Origin of the sequence: Streptomyces sp. NPDC048696 (assembly GCF_043198895.1) — a bacterium.
GTDB lineage: Bacteria > Actinomycetota > Actinomycetes > Streptomycetales > Streptomycetaceae > Streptomyces.
The window spans coordinates 12,669-33,881 of record NZ_JBICVJ010000019.1 but is presented as its reverse complement, the minus strand read 5'-3'; the positions used below and the strand labels follow the sequence as shown (position 1 = coordinate 33,881).

15 protein-coding genes are annotated in these 21,213 nt (G+C 70.8%); 8 read left to right on the top strand and 7 right to left on the bottom strand.

The window, feature by feature from the left end:
• Positions 1-93: 93 nt before the first annotated feature.
• A complete protein-coding gene (locus ACGFRG_RS30925) occupies positions 94-1,713 on the top strand; it encodes a hypothetical protein (RefSeq protein ID WP_393269232.1) in 1,620 nt (539 codons plus the stop codon).
• 172 nt (positions 1,714-1,885) lie between these two features.
• Here ACGFRG_RS30925 and ACGFRG_RS30920 read toward each other — a convergent pair whose 3' ends face one another.
• Positions 1,886-2,515: a TetR/AcrR family transcriptional regulator gene (locus ACGFRG_RS30920; protein ID WP_361430349.1), complete on the bottom strand. Its 630-nt coding sequence runs from the start codon at positions 2,513-2,515 to the stop codon at positions 1,886-1,888.
• A 201-nt stretch (positions 2,516-2,716) separates the two neighbouring features.
• On the opposite strand from ACGFRG_RS30920, the gene ACGFRG_RS30915 reads away from it, so the two are divergent.
• From ACGFRG_RS30915 to ACGFRG_RS30905, 3 genes are all read left to right on the top strand, one after another.
• Positions 2,717-3,658: an ABC transporter permease gene (locus ACGFRG_RS30915; protein WP_393269228.1), complete on the top strand. Its 942-nt coding sequence runs from the start codon at positions 2,717-2,719 to the stop codon at positions 3,656-3,658.
• Between the two features lie 91 nt (positions 3,659-3,749).
• Positions 3,750-4,499, top strand: a complete 750-nt coding sequence (locus tag ACGFRG_RS30910) for an ABC transporter ATP-binding protein (RefSeq protein WP_361430398.1) — start codon at positions 3,750-3,752, stop codon at positions 4,497-4,499.
• Between the two features lie 26 nt (positions 4,500-4,525).
• Positions 4,526-5,779 carry a glycosyltransferase 87 family protein gene (locus ACGFRG_RS30905; protein WP_393269226.1) on the top strand — a complete coding sequence of 418 codons (1,254 nt, stop codon included), beginning with the start codon at positions 4,526-4,528 and terminating at the stop codon, positions 5,777-5,779.
• Positions 5,780-5,970: 191 nt separating this feature from the next.
• Here the strand turns inward: ACGFRG_RS30905 and ACGFRG_RS30900 are convergent, their stop codons facing one another.
• On the bottom strand, positions 5,971-10,941 hold the full coding sequence (locus ACGFRG_RS30900) for an NAD-glutamate dehydrogenase (RefSeq protein ID WP_361430346.1): 4,971 nt from the start codon (positions 10,939-10,941) through the stop codon (positions 5,971-5,973).
• 563 nt (positions 10,942-11,504) lie between these two features.
• On the opposite strand from ACGFRG_RS30900, the gene ACGFRG_RS30895 reads away from it, so the two are divergent.
• Positions 11,505-12,071, top strand: coding sequence for a DJ-1/PfpI family protein (locus ACGFRG_RS30895; protein WP_361430345.1), 567 nt, complete (start codon positions 11,505-11,507; stop codon positions 12,069-12,071).
• A 170-nt stretch (positions 12,072-12,241) separates the two neighbouring features.
• On the opposite strand, the gene ACGFRG_RS30890 is transcribed toward ACGFRG_RS30895, so the two are convergent.
• Positions 12,242-12,913 (bottom strand): HAD family hydrolase, encoded by a 672-nt coding sequence (locus ACGFRG_RS30890; RefSeq protein WP_393269222.1) that lies wholly within the window; start codon positions 12,911-12,913, stop codon positions 12,242-12,244.
• An 80-nt stretch (positions 12,914-12,993) separates the two neighbouring features.
• Positions 12,994-13,500 carry a DUF6912 family protein gene (locus tag ACGFRG_RS30885; RefSeq protein ID WP_393269220.1) on the bottom strand — a complete coding sequence of 169 codons (507 nt, stop codon included), beginning with the start codon at positions 13,498-13,500 and terminating at the stop codon, positions 12,994-12,996.
• A 267-nt stretch (positions 13,501-13,767) separates the two neighbouring features.
• Here ACGFRG_RS30885 and ACGFRG_RS30880 point away from each other — a divergent pair, with 267 nt between their 5' ends.
• Positions 13,768-14,232 (top strand): Rv3235 family protein, encoded by a 465-nt coding sequence (locus tag ACGFRG_RS30880; protein ID WP_361430342.1) that lies wholly within the window; start codon positions 13,768-13,770, stop codon positions 14,230-14,232.
• A 16-nt stretch (positions 14,233-14,248) separates the two neighbouring features.
• Here the strand turns inward: ACGFRG_RS30880 and secA are convergent, their stop codons facing one another.
• Positions 14,249-17,101: a preprotein translocase subunit SecA gene (gene secA, locus ACGFRG_RS30875; protein WP_393269217.1), complete on the bottom strand. Its 2,853-nt coding sequence runs from the start codon at positions 17,099-17,101 to the stop codon at positions 14,249-14,251.
• A 217-nt stretch (positions 17,102-17,318) separates the two neighbouring features.
• On the opposite strand from secA, the gene ACGFRG_RS30870 reads away from it, so the two are divergent.
• Together ACGFRG_RS30870 and ACGFRG_RS30865 are read left to right on the top strand one after the other, a co-directional pair.
• The gene (locus ACGFRG_RS30870; RefSeq protein WP_393269214.1) at positions 17,319-17,918 is read left to right on the top strand and encodes a GNAT family N-acetyltransferase; all 600 of its coding nucleotides are present in this window, start codon (positions 17,319-17,321) and stop codon (positions 17,916-17,918) included.
• 217 nt (positions 17,919-18,135) lie between these two features.
• Positions 18,136-19,314 carry a winged helix-turn-helix domain-containing protein gene (locus ACGFRG_RS30865; RefSeq protein WP_393269211.1) on the top strand — a complete coding sequence of 393 codons (1,179 nt, stop codon included), beginning with the start codon at positions 18,136-18,138 and terminating at the stop codon, positions 19,312-19,314.
• Between the two features lie 58 nt (positions 19,315-19,372).
• On the opposite strand, the gene ACGFRG_RS30860 is transcribed toward ACGFRG_RS30865, so the two are convergent.
• Positions 19,373-20,125, bottom strand: a complete 753-nt coding sequence (locus ACGFRG_RS30860) for a response regulator transcription factor (protein WP_361430336.1) — start codon at positions 20,123-20,125, stop codon at positions 19,373-19,375.
• A 224-nt stretch (positions 20,126-20,349) separates the two neighbouring features.
• Positions 20,350-21,039, bottom strand: coding sequence for a ribosome hibernation-promoting factor, HPF/YfiA family (gene hpf, locus ACGFRG_RS30855; protein ID WP_361430335.1), 690 nt, complete (start codon positions 21,037-21,039; stop codon positions 20,350-20,352).
• Between the last annotated feature and the right edge of the window lie 174 nt (positions 21,040-21,213).

The window sequence follows — 21,213 nt, the reverse complement described above, 5'->3', positions numbered from 1 at the left end:
CACCGACTGCTGACCGACTTCCGACCGACTGCTGATCGGGTGATCGGCGCGGGATGCCGGGACAGAAGCGCACCCCCACGGAACCGATGATCTGTGCGCACGTTTCCTCCCAGCGGCCCCGTCCGCCTCCCGGCGCCCCGGCGCGCCTCCGCCCGGCCCGCCGACGAGCCGCCGGGCGGGCGGGACCTGCGCATCACGCCGTACGTCGTCCTCGGCGGGCTGTTCTGGGTGGTGGTGTCGGCGGCGGCCTGGCGGGTGCCGATGTGCTGCGACTTCGGGACGCACGCCGCCGTGGTCGAACGGTTGCGGGCGGATCTGCTGCACCCCGCCCACCCGATGGCCGACCTGCCGGGCGCGGGCAGCCCGTACTACTCGCCGTACTCGCTGGTCCAGGGGCTGTTCGCCCGGCTCACCGACTTGCCGGGCCGGGTGGTGGTACGGCTGTGGGGGCCGCTCAACCTGCTGGTCCTGATCACCGGTCTCGGCCGCTTCACCCGGCTGTTCTCGCGCCGCCCGTGGGCGCCGGTGTTCGCGCTGGCCTTCTCGGTGGTGCTGTGGGGCACCGATGTGACGTGGTGGAGCGGGTTCCTCGGGCTGCTGTCGATGACCGGCAACCTGTCGTACCCGAGCACGTTCGCCATCGGGCTGACCTTCCACATCTGGGCGATGACGGGCCGCATGGTCGGCCTCGGCTGTGCGGCGGACCGTATGACGGAACGTTCATCCCGCGCTCCGGCGGGGTCCGTGCGGGCAGCCGGGCCCGCCCGCCCGCTGGAGCACGCCGCGCTCGGCGTGCTCACCGGTGTGGTCGTCCTCGTCCATCCGATCACCTCGATCGGCGCGGTGCTCGGCATGGCCGGGCTGGCCGTGGCACGACGCGGGGCGTGGCATCGCGCGGCGGCCGCCCGCTGGGCGCTGACGGGCGCGGCCGCGCTCGCGGTGGCGGCGAGCTGGCCGTACTGCGACATCTTCACACTCGTCGGTGACACCGGCATCGATTCCATGCACAGGGCCCTGTACGAAAATCCGACCGGGCGCTACTGGCTGGTCGCCCTGCTGGGCGCGCCCGCGCTGCTGCTGCGCCTGCGCCGCGACCGCCGCGATCCGCTGACGCCGATGACGGCGCTGTTCCTGCTGGTCGTCCTGTACGGCTGGATCAGCGGCCACTACACGTACGGGCGGCTGCTCGCGCTGGCGCCCATCCCGGCCCAGGTCGCGCTCGCCGTCGAGCTGACCCGGCCGCGCCCCTGGTCCACGGCCCGCCGGGTGCTGGCCCCGCTCGCGGCGGCCGGGGCGTGCCTGGGGTTCTTCTGGGCGCAGGCCGGGGCGCTGGCGCCGGGCCTGGGCGTGCGGGGCGTGGAGCGGCCGCCGCGCTGGGACACGTACGGCTGGGCGGCGCAGCACATCCCGCCGGGCGACACGGTCCTCGCGGACGACTACTACGTAGTCCGTTCGCTGCCGGGCTACGGGCCGTTCCTGGTCGCCCCCGTCTGGCCCGACCCGGCGCTCGCGGAGCCCGAACGGCTGCGGCGCAAGGCGGACGTGACGACGTATCTGGCGCCGTCGACATCACGTGACACGCGCGCGTGGATCGCCCGCCGCTACGGCGTGCACTGGCTGCTGCTCACCGCCGGGGAGCGGCTGCCCAAGGAGGCGGTGGTGGTCGCGTTCAATCCGCGCAGCGGGGAGGTGCTTGGTCGCGTGGCGTACTGAACGGGGAGTGCGGTCATTCGGCTGCGGGCCGTGGGTGGCTGGTCGCTCCCCCAAGTTCTCGACTCCGCTCGAACAGGGGGGACCCCCATCGCGGCGGAGCCGCACATGTCACAGTCCCGCGCCCCCAAAGGGGCGCGACCGCATCGAACTGAACAAGTTCGCTCAAAGCCGGTTACTTCCGCGCCGTCGCCCCCAGTGCCGCCACCGCCGACTTCGCCAGGTCGTCCAGGTAGCCCTTCGGGAGGTCGCCGCGGACGACGACGAGGCGCCAGTACAGCGGGCCGACGATCAGGTCGAGGGCGCGGTCCGGGTCGGCGCCCTCGGGGAGTTCGCCGCGCTCGACCGCCTCGCGCACCACGACCGCCGCGACGCCCTTCTGGCCGTCGAGCAGCGCCTCCTTGATGGCGTCGGCGATCTCCGGGTGGCGTACGGACTCGACGAGCAGGTCCGGGATCACCTGCGAGGCGACCGGGTGGCGCAGGGCCAGCGAGGCCACCGCGAGCAGCGCCCGGATGTCCCCGTACAGCGAGCCCGTGTGGGGCACCGGAAGCCCCTGTGCGGCGAACGCGGACACCAGGTCGAGGACCAGGCTCAGCTTGGACTTCCAGCGCCGGTAGACGGCCGTCTTGCCGACCCCGGCCCGCCGGGCGATGCCCTCGATCGACATCCGGGCGAACCCGACCGCCGCCAGCTCCTCGAACACGGCCTTGCGGATGGCCTCCGTCACGTCCGAGCGGAGCACGGCGGCTCCGGCGGGCGTGCGACGTGGGGTTTCCGTTCCGGCGGCGTCCGAGTTGGTCATGTCTTGAGCATAGCGATACGACGAGACGGTTGCGTTGCGACGTGATCACGTCCTACTCTCACCGTTACGACGATACGGACCCGTCCCGTCGTAACACTCGTAAGAACCCGTACGAACCCGCAAGAGCTCGTCGTCACCACTCGTCAAAGCCCGTCGCCCGCGAAGCCCCCCGTCCGCGAAGCCACGTCGAAAGCGATCGTTGTGAGTCAGACCGCAGCACCGCCGGCCCCGCCGGCCACCGCGCAGGACACCCGGCCGGCCGACCCCGACCAGGGCCTGACCGGCGCCGAACTGGCCGCCAAGTACGGCCTCACCGTCAGCGGCGCCCGCCCGTCGCTGCGCGACTACGTGCGGCAGCTCTGGGAGCGGCGCCACTTCATCTCGGCGTTCGCCACCGCCAAGCTCACCGCGCAGTACAGCGAGGCGAAGCTGGGCCAGATCTGGCAGCTGATGACCCCGCTGCTCAACGCGACGGTCTACTACTTCATCTTCGGCATCCTGATGGGCACCAAGCAGGGCGTCCCGGACTACATCCCGTTCCTGGTCACCGGCGTGTTCATCTGGACCTTCACCGCCCAGTCGATCATGACGGGCACCCGCGCGATCAGCGGCAACCTGGGCCTCGTCCGCGCCCTGCACTTCCCGCGCGCCTCGCTGCCCATCGCGCTCGCGCTCCAGCAGCTCCAGCAGCTGCTGTTCTCGATGGCCGCGCTGGCGATCATCATGGTCTGCGTCGGCGTGTACCCGTCGCCGTCCTGGCTGCTGGCCATCCCGGTGCTGACCCTCCAGGCGATGTTCAACACCGGCCTGTCGCTGGCCATGGCCCGGGTGGCCGCCAAGACCCCGGACGTCTCCCAGCTGATGCCGTTCATCCTGCGCACCTGGATGTACGTCTCCGGCGTCATGTGGAGCCTGCCGCTCCTGATGACCCGCAGCTCGCTGCCGCACGGCGTGGTGAAGGTCCTGGAGTACAACCCGGCCGCCGTCTACATCGACCTGATGCGGTTCGCGCTGATCCACAGCTTCAAGGCCAAGCAGCTCCCGGATCACATCTGGGCCGTCGCGGGCGGCTGGGCGATCGTCGCCCTGGCCGCCGGGTTCATCTACTTCTGGAAGGCAGAGGAGCAGTACGGCCGTGGCTGACAACACATCCACCGTGCTCGACGCCGTCGGCACGACCGAAGCGACCGACACCGCCGAGGCGAGCGCGCCCCGCGTCCTCGGCGCCCCTACCGTGATCGCCGAGAACGTCCACATCGTCTACAAGGTCAACGGCGGCTCCAGCAAGGGCAAGGGCAGCGCCACCTCCGCGCTCAGCCGGATCACCTCCCGCCGGGGCACCCCGGGCATCCGCGAGGTGCACGCCGTCAAGGGCGTCAGCTTCGTCGCCCGCAAGGGTGAGGCGATCGGCCTGATCGGCTCCAACGGCTCCGGCAAGTCGACCCTGCTCAAGGCCATCGCGGGACTGCTCCCCACCGCCCAGGGCAAGATCTTCACCCAGGGCCAGCCGTCCCTGCTCGGCGTCAACGCGGCCCTGATGAACGACCTGACCGGCGAGCGGAACGTCACCCTCGGCGGCCTCGCCATGGGCATGACCCGCGAGGAGGTCCGGGACCGCTACGACGACATCGTCGAGTTCTCCGGGATCAACGAGAAGGGCGACTTCATCTCGCTCCCGATGCGTACGTACTCCTCGGGCATGGGTGCCCGGCTGCGCTTCTCCATCGCCGCCGCCAAGTCCCACGACGTCCTCCTGATCGACGAGGCCCTGTCCACGGGCGACGCCCGCTTCCAGCGGCGCAGCCAGGAGCGGATCGAGGAGCTGCGCGCGGAGGCGGGCACGGTCTTCCTGGTCAGCCACGGCAACGGCACCATCAAGCAGACCTGCGACCGGGCGATCTGGCTGGAGTCGGGGGTGCTGCGCATGGACGGCCCGGCGGACGAGGTCGTCGACGCGTACGAGGAGTACACCAAGAAGAAATAGGGCAAATCTGCCTAAACTGCTGATCGATGACGATCCAGCAGCTGCGCATCCCCGCCCCGTCCGCCGCCCCCGACCCGGGCGCCGCCGGCCGCCGCACCCGGTACGCCGCCGTCGCCGCCGGCTGGCTCGCCACGCGCGCGCTGATGCTGTACCTCCTCGTCGACGACTCGATCGGCGTCGGCGGGGTCACCGGCGAGGTCTACGTCCTGTACCGCCAGTGGTACGACCAGCTGATCACGGGCCACTTCCCGTACGGCGACTCCACCTGGCAGTACCCGCCGGGCGCGGGCGCGGTCATCGCCTCCCCCGCCCTGCTGCCGTTCCTCACCTTCTTCCAGGCGTTCGTCGCCCTGACGCTGGCCGCCGACGCGCTGATCGCCTTCGCGCTGGTACGGGCCGGAGCCCGCGCGGGCGGCAGCCCCGCCGGGGCCTGGCTGTGGGTGGGCGGCCTGCCGCTGCTGCTGCATCTGCCGTACGGCCGCTACGACGTACAGGTGACCGCCCTGGCGGTGGGCTCCCTGCTCTGTGTACGGCGCCGGCCCCGGCTCGGCGGGGCGCTCGCGGGGATCGGCGCGCTGGTGAAGGTCTGGCCCGTGCTGACCCTGCTCGGCACCCCGCGCGGCCGCACCACGCGCGCGTCGTGGACGGCGGCGCTCACCTCGGCCGCCGCCCTGCTCGCGGTGCTCGCCCTCGGCTTCAGCCACAGCCTGGACTTCCTGCGCCAGCAGGGGAACCGTGGCGTGCAGATCGAATCCGTCGGCGGCACCGCCCTCCAGCTCGCCCGGCTGCTGCTCCACTGGCCCGGCAAGGTCGTCTACCGCTACGGGGCCATGGAGTTCACCGGCCCGTACGTGTCGAGCGTGGCGGCCCTGGCGCTCTCACTCACCGCCGCCGCGTTCTGCTGGCTGCTGCTGTGGCGGGTCAGGGCATGGCGCTGGACGGCGGCGACCCCGCCCGACGCGGCGCTCTGCGCGGTCCTGCTCTTCACCGTGACCAGCCGCGTGATCAGCCCCCAGTACCTGATCTGGCTGCTCGGCCTGTCGGCGGTCTGCCTCACCTCCCGCCACACGACCCAGCGCCCGGTAGCCCTCCTCCTGCTCCCCACAACGGCCCTGAGCACCCTGGCGTTCCCGACGCTGTACGACGAGGTGATGGCGGGAACGCCACTGGGGACGGCGCTGATGGCGACGCGAAACACGTTGCTGCTGACGGCCGCACTACTGTCCTGCAGACGTCTATGGAGGGCGACGGCAGCACGCCCGATGGCCGGAGGCCACTGAGGGGCGCGGGGCCGTGTCGATTTGCGGCTCCGCCGCGGTGGGGGTCCCCCCTGTTCGAGCGGAGTCGAGAACGTGGGGGAGCGAGCAACCCAGCACGATCCGCAGACGAACACGAACCGATCCGCGTACGCGGAAGGGGGCGCCCACAAAAGTGAACGCCCCCACGCACGTACGCGCGCGTACAGCCCGTATCAGCTGTGCGACCGCAGCAACGTCCGCATCGTCCGCATCGCCACAGACAGGTTCGCCAGATCGAACGCGTCCGAGCCCTGGATCTCCTCCAGCGTGGTGCGGGCCCGGCCGAGGATCGCCGCGTTCTTCTCCTCCCATGCCTTGAACCGCTGCTCGGGCGACGACTTGCCGTTGCCGACCGAGAGCACGTCCTGGGTGAGCCCCGCGTGCGCCGCGTACAGGTCCTCGCGGATGGAGGCGCGGGCCATCGACTGCCAGCGGTCGGCCCGCGGGAGCTCGATGATCCGGTCCATCAGCTGGGTGATCCGCAGCCGGTCGGCGAGGTCGTAGTACACCTCGGCGACGGCCAGCGGCTGCTTGCCGGTGCGCGCCGCGATCGCCACGATGTCGAGCGTCGGGAACGCCGAGGAGAACCCGGCGACCCGGCGGGCGAGCTCATCGGGCACCCCGGCGGCGGTCAGCTCGTCCAGGATCGACTGGTACCACTCCAGGTCCGCGCCCTTGAGCAGCTTCGCCAGCTCCGACCAGACCTTCTCGACGCCCTCGCTGAAGTCGGCGATGGTCTCTGCGATCTGGAGCGGCTGCGGCCGGTTGTTCAGCAGCCAGCGCGTACCGCGCTCGACGAGGCGGCGCGAGTGCAGCCGGATCCGGGTCTGGACGCCGGCGTCGACCTTGTTGTCCAGGGCCTCGACCGCGTCCCACACCGCGTTCAGGCCGAAGATCGCGCGGGCCGCGGTCTGCGCCCGGACGATCTCCTCCAGGGACGCGCCGGTCTCCTCCCGCAGGCGGTGCAGGAAGGTCGAACCGCCGGTGTTGACCGTGTCGTTGACCAGAACCGTGGTGACGATCTCGCGGCGCAGCGCGTGTCCGTCGATGGCCTCGGGGAACTTCTCGCGCAGCTGCTGCGGGAAGTACGCGTGCAGCAGCCGCTGCAGATACGGGTCGTCCGGCAGCGCCGTGTGGACCAGCTCGTCGGCCACCGTGATCTTGGTGTACGCGAGCAGGACGGCGAGCTCCGGCTGGCTCAGGCCCTTGCCGCTGTTCAGCAGCTCGCGGATCTGGCGGTCGCTCGGCAGGAACTCAAGGCCGCGGTCCAGGTGCCCGTCGCGGCCGAGGCGCCGCATGAACCGCTGGTGCGCGTGGAGCAGCGACGGCGACTGCGCGACCGCGTTGGCGAGCGCCACGTTCTGCGCGTAGTTGTTGCGCAGCACCAGCTTGCCGACCTCGTCGGTCATCTGGGCGAGGATCTTGTTGCGCTGCTTGACGGTCATGTCGCCGTCGGCGACCAGGCCGTTGAGCAGGATCTTGATGTTCACCTCGTGGTCGGAGGTGTCCACGCCCGCGCTGTTGTCGATCGCGTCGGTGTTGACCTTGCCGCCGTTGCGGTCGAACTCGATACGGCCGAGCTGGGTCAGACCCAGGTTGCCGCCCTCGCCGACGACCTTGACCCGCAGGTCCTCGCCGTTGACCCGGATCGCGTCGTTGGCCTTGTCGCCGACGTCCCCGTTCGACTCGGCGCTCGACTTCACATACGTACCGATGCCGCCGTTCCACAGCAGGTCCACCGGCGCCTTGAGGATCGCCTTCATCAGGTCGGCCGGGGTCAGCTTGGTGACGCCCGCCTCGATGCCGAGGGCCGCGCGCATATGGGCGTTGACCAGGATCGACTTGGCGGTACGCGGGTGGATGCCGCCGCCCGCGGACAGCAGCTCCTTGTTGTAGTCGGCCCAGGAGCTGCGGGGCAGGTCGAACAGCCGGCGGCGCTCGGCGTAGGAGGGCGCCGCGTCCGGGTTCGGGTCGATGAAGATGTGGCGGTGGTCGAAGGCCGCGACCAGCCGGATGTGCTCCGACAGGAGCATGCCGTTGCCGAACACGTCACCGGACATGTCGCCGACGCCGACGACCGTGAAGTCCTCGGTCTGGGTGTCGTGGCCGAGCTCGCGGAAGTGGCGCTCGACGGACTCCCAGGCACCGCGCGCGGTGATGCCCATGCCCTTGTGGTCGTATCCGGCGGAGCCGCCGGAGGCGAAGGCGTCGCCCAGCCAGAAGCCGTAGGAGACGGCCACCTCGTTGGCGATGTCGGAGAAGGTCGCGGTGCCCTTGTCGGCGGCGACCACCAGGTAGGTGTCGTCCTCGTCGTGGCGCACCACGTCGGCCGGCGGGACGACCTCGCCCGCGACCAGGTTGTCGGTGATGTCGAGCAGCGCCGAGATGAACGTCTTGTACGAGGCGATGCCCTCGGCCAGCCACGCGTCGCGGTCCACGGACGGGTCCGGGAGCTGCTTGGCGACGAAGCCGCCCTTGGCGCCGACCGGCACGATGACGGTGTTCTTCACCATCTGCGCCTTGACCAGGCCCAGGATCTCCGTACGGAAGTCCTCGCGGCGGTCGGACCAGCGCAGGCCACCGCGCGCGACCTTGCCGAAGCGCAGGTGCACGCCCTCGACGCGCGGCGAGTACACCCAGATCTCGAAGGCCGGGCGGGGCGCCGGCAGATCCGGGATCGCCTGCGGGTCGAACTTCATCGAGACGTACGCGTGGGGGTTGCCCTCGGCGGTCTTCTGGAAGTAGTTCGTCCGCAGCGTCGCCTTGATGACGGTGAGGAAGGAGCGCAGGATGCGGTCCTCGTCGAGCGAGGCGACCTGGTCGAGCGCCCCGTCCAGCTCCTCCAGGAGCCCGTCGATGAGCTCGGTGCCGGCGCGCTGGCGGTCCGGCGACATCCGCGCCTCGAAGAGCGAGACCAGCAGCCGGGTGGTGTGGACGTTGTCGCGGAGGGTGTCCTCCATGTAGTCCTGGCTGAAGGTCGAACCGGCCTGCCGCAGGTACTTGGCGTACGCGCGCAGCACCATCGCCTGGCGCCAGCTGAGCCCGGCGCGCAGCACCAGGGAGTTGAAGCCGTCGTTCTCGGCGGCCCCGGTCCAGGTGGCGGCGAACGCCTCCTGGAAGCGCTCGCGGGCGTCGTCGGCGAGGTAGTCGCCGTTGCCGTTGATCTTCTTGGGCAGCCGCAGACCGAAGTCGTAGATCCACGCGTGCGTACGGTCCGCGCAGCGCAGCTCGTACGGGCGCTCGTCGGTGACCTCGACGCCGAGCCGCTGGAGCACCGGCAGCACGGCCGACAGGGAGACCTGCTCGCCGATCCGGTAGATCTTGAAGCGGCGCTCGCCGGGGGCCGCGTTGACCGGCTCGTACAGCGAGAGCGCGAAGTCCCTGCGGCCGTGGGTCAGCTGCTCCAGGTGGACCAGGTCGGCGACGGCGGCGCGCGGCGAGTGGTCGGCCTTGTAGCCCTCGGGGAAGGCGTGTCCGTAGCGGCGCAGCAGCTCGGCGGCGCGCTCCTCGCCGCACTCGGCGTTCAGCGCGTCCGAGAAGCCGTCGGCCCAGGAGCGGGCGGCCTCCACGAGGCGGGCCTCGATGCGCTCGGTGTCCGCGTCGGTGAGGTCGGGCAGCTCGGTGCCGGCCGGCACCCGCACCACGAAGTGCAGGCGGGAGAGGATCGACTCGGTGTTCCAGGCGGTGAAGTCGACGCTGGTGCCGCCGAGTTCTTCCTTGAGGATGTCGATGAGCCGCAGCCGCACGCCCGTGGTGTAGCGGTCGCGGGGCAGGTAGATCAGCGCCGAGTAGTAGCGCCCGTACTCGTCCTGGCGCAGGTAGAGGCGCAGACGGCGCCGCTCCTGGAGGTAGAGCACGGAGGTCACGATGGCGCGCAGCTGGTCGGCCGGGGTCTGGAACAGCTCGTCGCGCGGGTAGGTCTCCAGGATCTGGAGCAGGTCGCGGCCGTCGTGGCTGTTGGGCGAGAAGCCCGCGCCCCGCAGCACCTCGTCGACCTTGCGGCGCACCACCGGCACCCGGCGCACCGACTCGGTGTACGCGGCGGACGAGAACAGGCCGAGGAAGCGGCGCTCGCCGACGACGTTGCCGTCCTCGTCGAACCTCTTCACCCCGACGTAGTCGAGGTAGGACGGCCGGTGCACGGTGGCGCGGCTGTTGGCCTTGGTGAGCACCAGGAGCTTGTGCTCGCGGGCCTTGGCGCGCGCGTCGGCGGGCAGCCGCTCGAAGGACGGGCTGACCGGGTGGCTGTCGTCGCCCGCGTGGTGCGGGTCGGCGCGCAGGATGCCGAGACCGGTGCCGGGCACGGCCGCCAGCGAGTCGTCCTCGCGCAGCTCGTACTCGCGGAAGCCCAGGAAGGTGAAGTGGTCGTCGGAGAGCCAGCGCAGCAGCTCCCGGGCCTCGTCCACCTCCTCGTCGCGCAGGTCGCCGGCCTTGGGCTCCTTGGGCAGCTCGTCGGCGATGCGCAGCGCCGCGTCGCGCATCTTCTCCCAGTCCTCGACGGCCTCGCGGACGTCGGAGAGCACCCGCAGCAGATCGGCGGTGATCTGCTTCAGGTCGGCGCGGTCGGTCTCGCGGTCGATCTCGACGTGGATCCAGGACTCGACGAGCGCGTCGTGCGGCAGACCGCCGGTCTGGGCGCCGGTCTCCAGGATCTCGATCAGCTTGCCGGTGACATCACGGCGGACGACGACCTGGGGGTGGATGACGACATGGATGCCGCGGCTCTGGCGGGACAGCTCGTTGGTGACCGAGTCCACCAGGAAGGGCATGTCGTCGGTGACGACCTCCACGACCGAGTGACTGCACGTCCAGCCGTTCTCCTCGACCGTCGGGGTGTGCACCCGGACGTTCGCGGTGCCCTGCGGGCGCATCTCGGCCAGCCGGTGGTGCGAGAGAGCCGCGCCGAAGACGTCGACCGGGTCGCGGTCGGCCAGGTCCTCCGGAGCGGTGTGCAGGTAGTAGCGCTGGAGGAACCCGAGAACGGCGTCCTGGCCCGGACCTTCCTCCCCCGTGGACCCGGTAGTGGCTGCCCGGTCCTGGGGGGCGCCCCCCAGACCGCCGGGACCCCCCACCGGGCTGTTCTCAGCTACCCGGGCGGCCCGTGCGAGCAGCTCGGCCTTGGCTTCGTCCAGCTTGGTCTGCATGTCCTCTGGCTCCTGTCGCGCGCCGTTGCGTGACGTAGGTATGCGAAGCGACGCAACGCCTCGACGCGGGGTGTCCGGTCGGAGTCGACGTTATGCCGCGATGAGAGATGCCCGGGTCGTTATTGGCCATCTTCGGCGAAGGGCCCGGGTAGCGGGAATCAGCGAGAGCCCGGGCACTGTGGCACTCCGGGCGCAGGGCAGGGGCGTCAGTGCCCCTGCGGGATATCGCGCTGATCACGGGTCAAGGCTATCGCCCCGCCCCCCCGACCCGTCATGAGCCGTATGTGTACAAAAGCAGGCCCCGAAGTTTGACACTCTGGACAGCGACGCGGCGGCCGAGTCCGCACTCTTGGCAAACGGGCCGGGCAGGGGCACGTTGGCGGCGTACGCACGGTGTGCGGAGCGGCACGGTGGGCAGCGCCGTGGGCGCTCCGCCGGACAGCGGATTTCGCGCCAAGCGAAGCATTGCGCGCACCGTGACGCGCGGCGCATCGCGGAGCATGTGGCACAGCACCACGATTCCCGTACGCATCGCGTACGCATGGTCGACTCCGGGAGCACCCATGGCAGCCAAGATCCTGATCGTGACCGGCGACGCGGCGGAGTCGCTGGAGGTCCTGTACCCCTACCAGCGGCTGCGCGAGGAGGGCTACGAGGTCCATATCGCCGCCCCCGCCCGCAAGCGGCTCCAGTTCGTGGTCCACGACTTCGAGCCGGGCTTCGACACGTACACCGAGAAGCCCGGCTACACCTGGCCGGCCGACCTGGCCTTCTCCGAAGTCGACCCGGGCCAGTACGCCGCACTGGTGATCCCGGGCGGCCGGGCCCCCGAATACCTGCGCAACGACCCCGAGCTCCGCAAGATCCTCAAGACGTTCTTCGACACGGACAAGCCGGTCGCACAGATCTGCCATGGTCCCCTCCTGACCGCGGCCATCGGCGGCCTCACCGGCCGCCGGGTCACCGCGTATCCCGCCCTCGAACTCGACATGCAGTCCGCCGGCGCCTCCTTCCGCGACACGGAGACGGTCGTCGACGGCACCCTGGTCTCCGCCCGCGCCTGGCCGGACCACTCCACATGGATGCGGGAGTTCCTGACGGTGCTGCGGGCGAAGGCGCCGGTGACGTAGGCGTCGGGGCGAGGCGGGGCGGCCGGGCCGAGACGCCCGCCGGGGCGCCGGACACAGGTCCCCGTCGGCGTCGGCCCGGTTCGCGGGCGTGCCTGCGGGCGGCGTCCGCCTTGAGGGCTGGGGTGGCCTCTGCTCGCCGCCTTGAGGGTCCGGGGGTGTCCCCGTCCGCCTCAGCCCGCCAGGCGTTCCGCCACTGCCACCGCTTCCGCCAGGGTGTCCACCACCGGCACCCCCGCCTCCGCGAGGCTGTCGCGGCTGTGCGATCCCCCGGTGTACAGCACCGCCCGGGCCCCGATGTGCGCGGCGGCCACGGCGTCGTCCACCGCGTCCCCGATCACCACGATCCGGTCGGCGGATATCGCCTCGTCCGCCGCCCGCAGCGCGGTCAGATGCCGCACCATGTGCTCGGCCTTGCTGCCGTGGGAGGGGCCGGTGCGCCCGTCCACCCGCAGGAAGTGCTCCGTGATGCCGTGCCGCCGCACGATCGGCACCAGATGCTCGTGCGGCGCCATGGACAGAAGCGACTGGCCGAGCCCGGACGCCGATCGGTCGGCGAGCAGCTCGGCCGCGCCCTGGGTGAGCGCGCAGGCGTCCGCCCGCAGCCAGTAGTGCTTGTGGAAGGCCTCGTCCATGACCAGCCACTCCGCCTCGGTCGGCAGCCGCCCCATCAGCCGCTGGTAGAAGCGGGGGATCGGCACGCAGTACAGCTCGCGGTACCGCTCCAGCGTGATCGGCTCCAGGCCGAGCTCCGCGAAGGCGGCGTTGGTCGCCTCGATGACCGCGCCGATGTCGTCGAGCAGTGTGCCGTTCCAGTCCCAGACCAGATGCGTGCGCTTCCCCATGCCAGAACGGTACCCACCCCCACTGACAACGGACCGCACAGGCCGCTCCCGCAGGCGAAGACCGCAGGTCAGTCAGGCTGTCAGCCGATCAGGTTGGGAATCTCCTGCACCCCGAACCACAGCAGCTCGTGGTCCTCGGCCCCGTCGACGGCGAACTGGGCGTCGTCGTCGCCCTGGTCCGCCGCGCCGAGCGCGTCGGCCGCCGCGGCCACGTCCACGACCGCGTCGTCGGAGTCCACGTGCACCGCGGCCGCCTTGCCCAGCGGCACCGGCCCGGCGATCCGCACCTCGCCCAGCGCACTCGCGTCCAGGCCCCGGTCCGGGTCGGCCGAGGCGGCCCCGTCCGGCACGTCGAGGGCGACCACGACCCGGCGCCGGGCGGCCTGCGGGTCCCCGGCGAGCAGCCGCAGCGACGCCGCGGCGGCCCGGCTGAGCGCCGCGTACTCCAGCTCCTCGATGTCGTCCGAGACGTACCACTCACGCAGTCCGGGCGTGACGGCATAGGCGGTCAGCGGCCCGGAGCCGAGCTCTCCCGCCGTGTGCGCCGTCGCGAGACCAGGGAGGGTCAGGGGGAGGTACACGCGCATGACAGGCCGCTCTTTTCTCGTCGGAAGACGCACTCAGGATACGTGCGGGAGTCCCCCTTCGGGTTGCCCGTACGGGGGCTGAGGGATCGCAGGGCCGACAGGTGTACGCCCGGCCCTCACCGGCTCCGCGAGGCCCTTCATCACCCAGATAGGTGAATCTCCGAGGGCCCCGAGCGCCCGCCCCGCCGCCCTTGCGACCCGCGTCGCCGCCCCCGTACAAGATCCCCAACAGAAAGCTACTCGCCGGTATCAAAGGGGGCGACGGAGATGAACAGGACCGACAGGACACGAGCGGGCGCGGCGCGGACGGACCGGGCCAGGCCCGCGGGCCGCCACGACCGGGTCGGCCCCGCCAGGCCCGGCGGACCCGCCGGCGCCTACGCGCGGCGCCAGCGGCTGCCCCGCTACTGGTTCGCCGAGCGCCTGCTCGCCGTGCTCAGCGGCCGCCGGCCGGTGCACTGGATGCTGGGCCACACCGTCGGCGAGGCGTACGAGCAGCTGGTGCTCCTCGCCCCGGCGAGCCCCCTGGGGGCCGCCTCCCAGCCGGTGGTGCGGCACTGCGACGAGTACGTGCCGCAGGCCGGCGTCATCGAGGCGTTCGCCCGGATCGGCGCGGGCGACCGCGTCCGCGCCATGGCCTTCCGCCTGGAGCAGGGCGCCGACCTGCGCTGGCGCTGCGCGGCAGTGGAAGTGGGGCCGGGCACCCATGCGGTGCCCGGCCCCACCCGGTGACTCACAAGCCTCGCGGCTACTTCTTGCGGCGGCGGCCGGCGCCCTTCTGGGCCTTGCGGCGCTCGGCGCGGGTCATCCCGTCCGCCTCGGAGCGGGACGGCTCGTCGCCGTTGTCGAAGTCGCCCTCGACGACCCCGCCCTCGCCGTCCACCGTCGGCGCCGAGAAGTGCAGCCGGTCCGGGCGCTGCGGGGCGTCCAGACCCTTGGCCCGGATCTCGGGACGCGCGACCCCGCCGGCGGGCACTGCGTCCTCCTTCTCCAGCGAGGCCTTCACCTCGGCGTCCTCGACCGGGACCTCCTCGACCTGCTGCTCGACCTGGACCTCCAGGTTGAACAGGTAGCCGACGGACTCCTCCTTGATGCCGTCCATCATGGCGTTGAACATGTCGAAGCCCTCGCGCTGGTACTCGACCAGCGGGTCCTTCTGGGCCATCGCCCGCAGGCCGATGCCCTCCTGGAGGTAGTCCATCTCGTAGAGGTGCTCGCGCCACTTGCGGTCGAGCACCGAGAGGACCACGCGCCGCTCCAGCTCACGCATGATGTCGGAGCCCAACTGCTCCTCGCGCGCCGCGTACTGCTCGTGGATGTCGTCCTTGATGGACTCGGCGATGAACTCGGCGGTGATGCCCGCGCGGTCGCCCGCCGCCTCCTCCAGCTCCTCCACGGTGACCTTCACCGGGTAGAGCTGCTTGAAGGCGCCCCACAGCCGGTCCAGGTCCCACTCCTCGGCGAAGCCCTCGACGGTCTCCGCCTGGATGTACGCGTCGATGGTGTCGTCCATGAAGTGCTGCACCTGCTCGTGCAGGTCCTCGCCCTCCAGGACGCGGCGGCGCTCGCCGTAGATGACCTCGCGCTGCCGGTTCAGCACCTCGTCGTACTTCAGAACGTTCTTACGCGTTTCGAAGTTCTGCTGCTCGACCTGGGACTGGGCGGACGCGATCGCGCGCGTCACCATCTTGTTCTCGATCGGCACGTCGTCCGGCACGTTGGCCATCGACATGACGCGCTCGACCATCTGGGCCTTGAACAGCCGCATCAGGTCGTCGCCGAGCGACAGGTAGAAGCGGGACTCGCCCGGGTCGCCCTGACGGCCGGAACGGCCGCGCAGCTGGTTGTCGATACGGCGCGACTCGTGCCGCTCGGTGCCCAGCACATACAGGCCGCCGAGCTCCTTGACCTCTTCGAACTCCGCCTTGACGGCCTGCTCGGCCTTCTCCAGGGCGGCGGGCAGCGCGTGCGCCCACTCCTCGACGTGCTCCACCGGGTCCAGGCCCTGCTGGCGCAGCTCGGCCTCGGCGAGGTCGTCCGGGTTGCCGCCGAGCTTGATGTCGGTGCCTCGGCCGGCCATGTTCGTGGCGACCGTGACGGCGCCCTTGCGGCCCGCCTGGGCGACGATCGTCGCCTCCCGGTCGTGCTGCTTGGCGTTCAGCACTTCGTGCTGGATGCCGCGCTTGGAGAGCTGCTGCGAGAGGTACTCGGACTTCTCGACCGAGGTGGTGCCGACCAGGATCGGCTGGCCCTTCTCGTGCTTCTCGGCGATGTCGTCGACGACCGCCTCGAACTTCGCGACCTCGGTGCGGTAGATCAGGTCGGACTGGTCCTTGCGGACCATCGGCCGGTTGGTCGGGATCGGGACGACGCCGAGCTTGTAGATCTGGTGGAACTCGGCGGCCTCGGTCATCGCCGTACCGGTCATGCCGGACAGGCCGGGCTGTTCGTTGCCCTCCTGGTCGTGGCGCTTGTAGAGGCGGAAGAAGTTCTGCAGGGTGATCGTGGCGAGCGTCTGGTTCTCGTCCTTGATGTCCACCCCTTCCTTCGCCTCGATCGCCTGGTGCATGCCCTCGTTGTAGCGGCGGCCGGCGAGGATACGGCCGGTGTGCTCGTCGACGATCATGACTTCGCCGTCCATGACGACGTAGTCCTTGTCCTTCTTGAACAGTTCCTTCGCCTTGATGGCGTTGTTCAAGTAGCCGACGAGGGGGGTGTTCACCGACTCGTAGAGGTTGTCGATGCCCAGCCAGTCCTCCACCTTGGCCACGCCGGGCTCGTGGATGGCGACGGTGCGCTTCTTCTCGTCGACCTCGTAGTCGCCGGTCTCCTCGATGCCCTTGAGCGGGTTGCCCGCCTCACCCTTGGTGAGGCGCGTGACCAGCTTGGCGAAGTCGCCGTACCACTTGGTGGCCTGGTCGGCCGGGCCGGAGATGATCAGCGGCGTACGCGCCTCGTCGACCAGGATCGAGTCGACCTCGTCGACGATCGCGAAGTTGTGGCCGCGCTGGACGAGCTCGTCCTGGGACCACGCCATGTTGTCGCGCAGGTAGTCGAAGCCGAACTCGTTGTTCGTTCCGTACGTGATGTCGCAGGCGTACTGCGTGCGGCGCTCGGCGGGCGACATGTTGGCCAGGATGCAGCCGACCTCAAGGCCGAGGAAGCGGTGCACTCGGCCCATCATCTCGGAGTCGCGCTCGGCCAGGTAGTCGTTCACCGTGATCAGGTGGACGCCCTTGCCGGACAGCGCGTTGAGGTACGCCGGCAGCGTGCCGACGAGGGTCTTGCCCTCACCGGTCTTCATCTCGGCGACATAGCCGAGGTGCAGGGCCGCGCCACCCATCATCTGTACGTCGTAGTGACGCTGGCCGAGGACGCGCTTGGCGGCCTCGCGGACGGTGGCGAAGGCTTCCGGGAGCAGGTCGTCCAGGCTCTCCCCGTTCGCGTACCGCTCCTTGTACTCGTCGGTGAGGGCACGGAGCTCGGCGTCGGAGAGGTTTACGAAGTCCTCTTCGATGGAGTTGACCTGGTCCGCGATGCGGTGCAGCTTGCGCAGGATCTTGCCTTCGCCTGCACGCATGAGCTTTGAAAGGACGGACACGGGGGTTGGTCTCCTTGCCGGTCGGGCCTGGCGCGGTCGAGTACGGTTGATTACTTCTGAGCAACGGCCATCGTATGCGAGGACCCGCCCGCGCCGGGAGGTCTGCCATTACGACAACGGACAGCGGGCCCGGAAGGTGCCGGGAAGGTGCCCGGAAGTGCCGGGAACGTGTGAAAAGCCCTGGCGCCCGTTCCGGCCCCGCACGGAGAATCAGCCGATGGACCCACTCACCCTCAGCACCGAGCGCCTGATCCTGCGGCCCGTCGGCCCGCAGGACGCGGACGAGACGTACGCGGCCTGTCAGGACCCCGACATCCAGCGCTGGACCACCGTCCCCTCGCCGTATCTGCGCGAACACGCGACCTCCTTCACCGAGACCTTCGGCCCGGGCGGCTGGCGGGACGACTCCGACTACACGTTCGCGGTGCGCCTGCGGGACACGTCCCAGGGCGAGGGGAACGCGCGCGAGGGCGCGCTGGTGGCGATGGTCGGCGTGATGCGGCGCGGCGAGGGCGTCGCCGAGCTGGGCTTCTGGGCGACCAAGGAGCACCGGGGGCGGGGCTATATGACCGAGGCCTCGCTGGCGGCCGCCCGCTGGGCCTTCGAGTCGGCCGGGGTCGAGCGCCTGGAGTGGCGCGCGGAGGTCGGCAACGCGGCCTCGCGCGCGGTGGCCGAGAAGACGGGCTTCACCATCGAGGGCACCCTGCGCGCCGCCCTCGTCCACGGCGGCACCCGCCGCGACAGCTGGGTGGGCGGCCTCCTCCCCGGCGACCTGGGCCTGCCCACTACGCGCGCGTACCTGCCGTCGCGGGACTGACGCGCGCGTACGTGCGCGCTCGCGGCGGTGCGGGAGTGGGGGCAGAGGGTGCCCGCGTGCCGGGGCCCGAGCGGACGGGCACCGGCTGAGAGCAGGCGCGCGTGCCTGAGCCGGGCCGGACTGGCGCGCGCGGGCGAGCGGGCGGAGTCAGGGGTTCCGCCCCCTGGGCGGCCTGCGCCAGGGCCCGTTGTCAGTGCCGCCGTCTATCGTGCGGAACATGACCAGCCTGCCGCGCCCCACCGCCGAACTCTCCGCCGACGAGGCCCGCCGCATCGCCCTGCGCGCCCAGGGATTCCTCGGCGCCCCCGACCGCCGGGGCGGAGTGCGCGGCGTGCTGCGGCACCTGGGCGCGGTGCAGCTCGACACCATCTCCGTGCTCGCCCGGTCGCACGAGCTGATTCCCTACGCCCGCCTCGGCGCCGTCGGCCGCAAGGCGGTGGACGCGGCGTACTGGAAGGACGGCCACGCCTTCGAGTACTGGTCGCACGCGGCCTGCATCCTGCCCGTCGAGGAGTGGCCGCACTTCGCCTTCCGCCGCCGCGCCTACCGCTCCCGCCCGCACTGGAACCACGAGCTGCCGGACGGCTCGTACGAGCAGGTGATCAAGCAGCTCCAGACCGAAGGCCCGCTGACCGCGACGGACTTGGGCGGCGCCAAGAACAAGGGCGAGTGGTGGGACTGGTCCGCCTCCAAGGTCGCCGTCGAGCGCGCGCTGATGTACGGCGAGGTGGTCTGCACCGAACGGCGCGGCTGGAAGCGGGTGTACGACCTGGCCGAGCGCGCCATCCCGGACGCGTTCCTGCACGACGAGCTGGACGACGCCGAGTGCCTGCGCCGGCTCGTACGGCTGGCGGGCCAGTCCCTGGGCGTCGGCACGCGCGCGGACATCGCCGACTACCACCGCCTCAAGGGCGAGCAGGTGGACGCGGTGATCGCCGAGTCGGGTCTGGTGCCGGTCACCGTGCAGGGCTGGGACAAGGCCGCCTGGGCGGACCCGGAGGCGCTGGCCGCCGAGCCGCGCGGCCGCCATCGCACGACACTGCTGTCGCCCTTCGACTCGCTCATCTGGGACCGCGCGCGCACCGAGCGGATCTTCGGCTTCAGCCACCGTCTGGAGGCCTACACGCCCAAGCCCAAGCGGGTGTACGGCTACTTCGCGATGCCCCTGCTGTCGGGCGGCCGGCTGCTGGGCCGCGTCGACCCCGCCCGCGAGGGCCGCACCCTGGTGGCCAAGCAGGTCTCCCTGGAGTCCCCGAAGGCGATAGAACCCATGGCCCAGGCACTGTGGGAGGCGGCGAGCTGGGTGGGCTGCGACGCCGTACGCATCGAGCGCACCGACACCCCGGAGCTGGCCCGTGCACTGACCGCGGCGGTCGCGACGGTCACGGCGGGCTGACCGGAACGCCATGAGGAGGGGCCGGTTGCGGCCCGGCCCTGATGGGCGGCGCTGACGGCTAGCGGATCTCCAGGATCTTCTCGCGCATCGCGTACACCACCGCCTCCATCCTGGAGTGCAGTTGGAGCTTCTCCAGGATGTTGCGGACGTGGTTCTTCACGGTGTTCTCGGAGATGAACAGCTCTTTGGCGATGTCCCGGTTGTTCATCCCCGTCGCCACCAGCTTCAGCACCTCCAGCTCACGGTCGGTGAGCCGCGGCGCGGGCACCAGCCGGCGCTCGTCGGTGCGCTGGATCATCGACTTGAACTCGGTGAGCAGCTTCGACGCCATCGACGGGCTGATCTGGGACTGCCCGTCCGCCACCGCCCGGATCGCGGTCGCCACCTCGTCCGTGGAGATCTCCTTGAGCAGGTAGCCCGTCGCACCCGCCTTGATCGCGTCGTAGAGGTCGGCTTCCTCGTCGCTGATCGTGAGCATGATGATCTTCGCGCTGGGGGCCACCTCCTTGATGGAGGTGCAGGCCTCGATGCCGCCGCGCCGGGGCATCCGTACATCCATCAGGACGATGTCGGGCAGCAGGTCCGCCGCCTTGTCCACGGCCTCGGCGCCGTCGCCCGCCTCGCCGACGACCTGGATGTCCTCCTCCGCGGCCAGCACGATCTCCAGTCCCCGGCGGAAGAGCGCGTGGTCGTCGACGACCAGGACACGGATCGGTTCCTTGCGGGACCCGGCCGCTTCCATGCCGGTGGGAGCCCCGTCAGAACCGTCCGGGGCCGACCCGTCCTGCACCGGCCCGAAGCTGTCCGCCATCGTTCCTCCCCCTGAAGGCCATGGCCCGAGTTGGTGTGGCTGCACCAACCTCGCTCCGCGAAGCAGCGGTTGGCGTGCGACGCCATGATTTCATGCCCGGCCGACAGAGCGGTGGTCCAGTGGTCGCACAGTGGTGCCCCTGGGGGCGCACAAGCACTCCCGGGGCACCACCACACTGTTGTACGGCGCGCCGCACGCGTCCGTTCAGCGCGCCGTCCACCTGGTCATCCGCCGAGCGCACCGCCGGCGCCGCTCGCGTCCTCACCGGCGAGCGGGTCACTTTCCAGATGAATGACGCCGTAGTCGTAGGCGTGCCGTCGGTAGACGACACTGGGCTGCTTCGTCTCGGAGTCGACGAAGAGGTAGAAGTCGTGCCCGACCAGCTCCATCTCGTAGAGCGCCTGGTCGAGCGTCATCGGGGCTGCCAGGTGGGTCTTCTCGCGGACCACCAGCGGGCCTTCGCCCTGCACTTCGAGCGAGCCCATCCGAGTGGTGGGAACGCGCTCCTCCAGCGAACCGCCCACCGGCTCACCGCTTCCGTTCAACTGAGCCACGCCCGGCACGACGTCGGCCACTTCGGAGGCCGACAGCCGCCCATTGCCCCGGCGGGTGTGACGCTTGTCGTGCTGCTTGCGCAGCCGCGCCTCCAGCTTGCCGGTGGCCAGGTCGAGGGCTGCGTACGGGTCGCCTGCCGCCGCTTCCGCCCGGATCACGGGGCCACGCGAGTGCAGCGTGATCTCCACTCGGTCGGAACGGTCGGCCTGCCGCGGGTTGTGTTCCTTGGACACCTCGACGTCGAGGCTGATTACCTTGCCGTCGAGCTTCTGGATCTTCTCCAGCTTCAGCTTCTCGGCCACGTGCTTGCGGAACCGCTCGGGCACCTCGGTCTTGCGGCCCTTGACGACGATGTCCACGCAGAACTCCGTTCCCGGATCACTCCGCCTTCACTGCGGAGCATCTCCCTCTTGCACCAGACTCCGGTGGCACCGGAGCCTCGGACTGGGCGACTTTCACCTCCTCCTCCCCCGTCGGGAAGATCGCCACCCCACCAACCTCGGGGCCGGGCACCTACCCGGACGCGAGGCAGT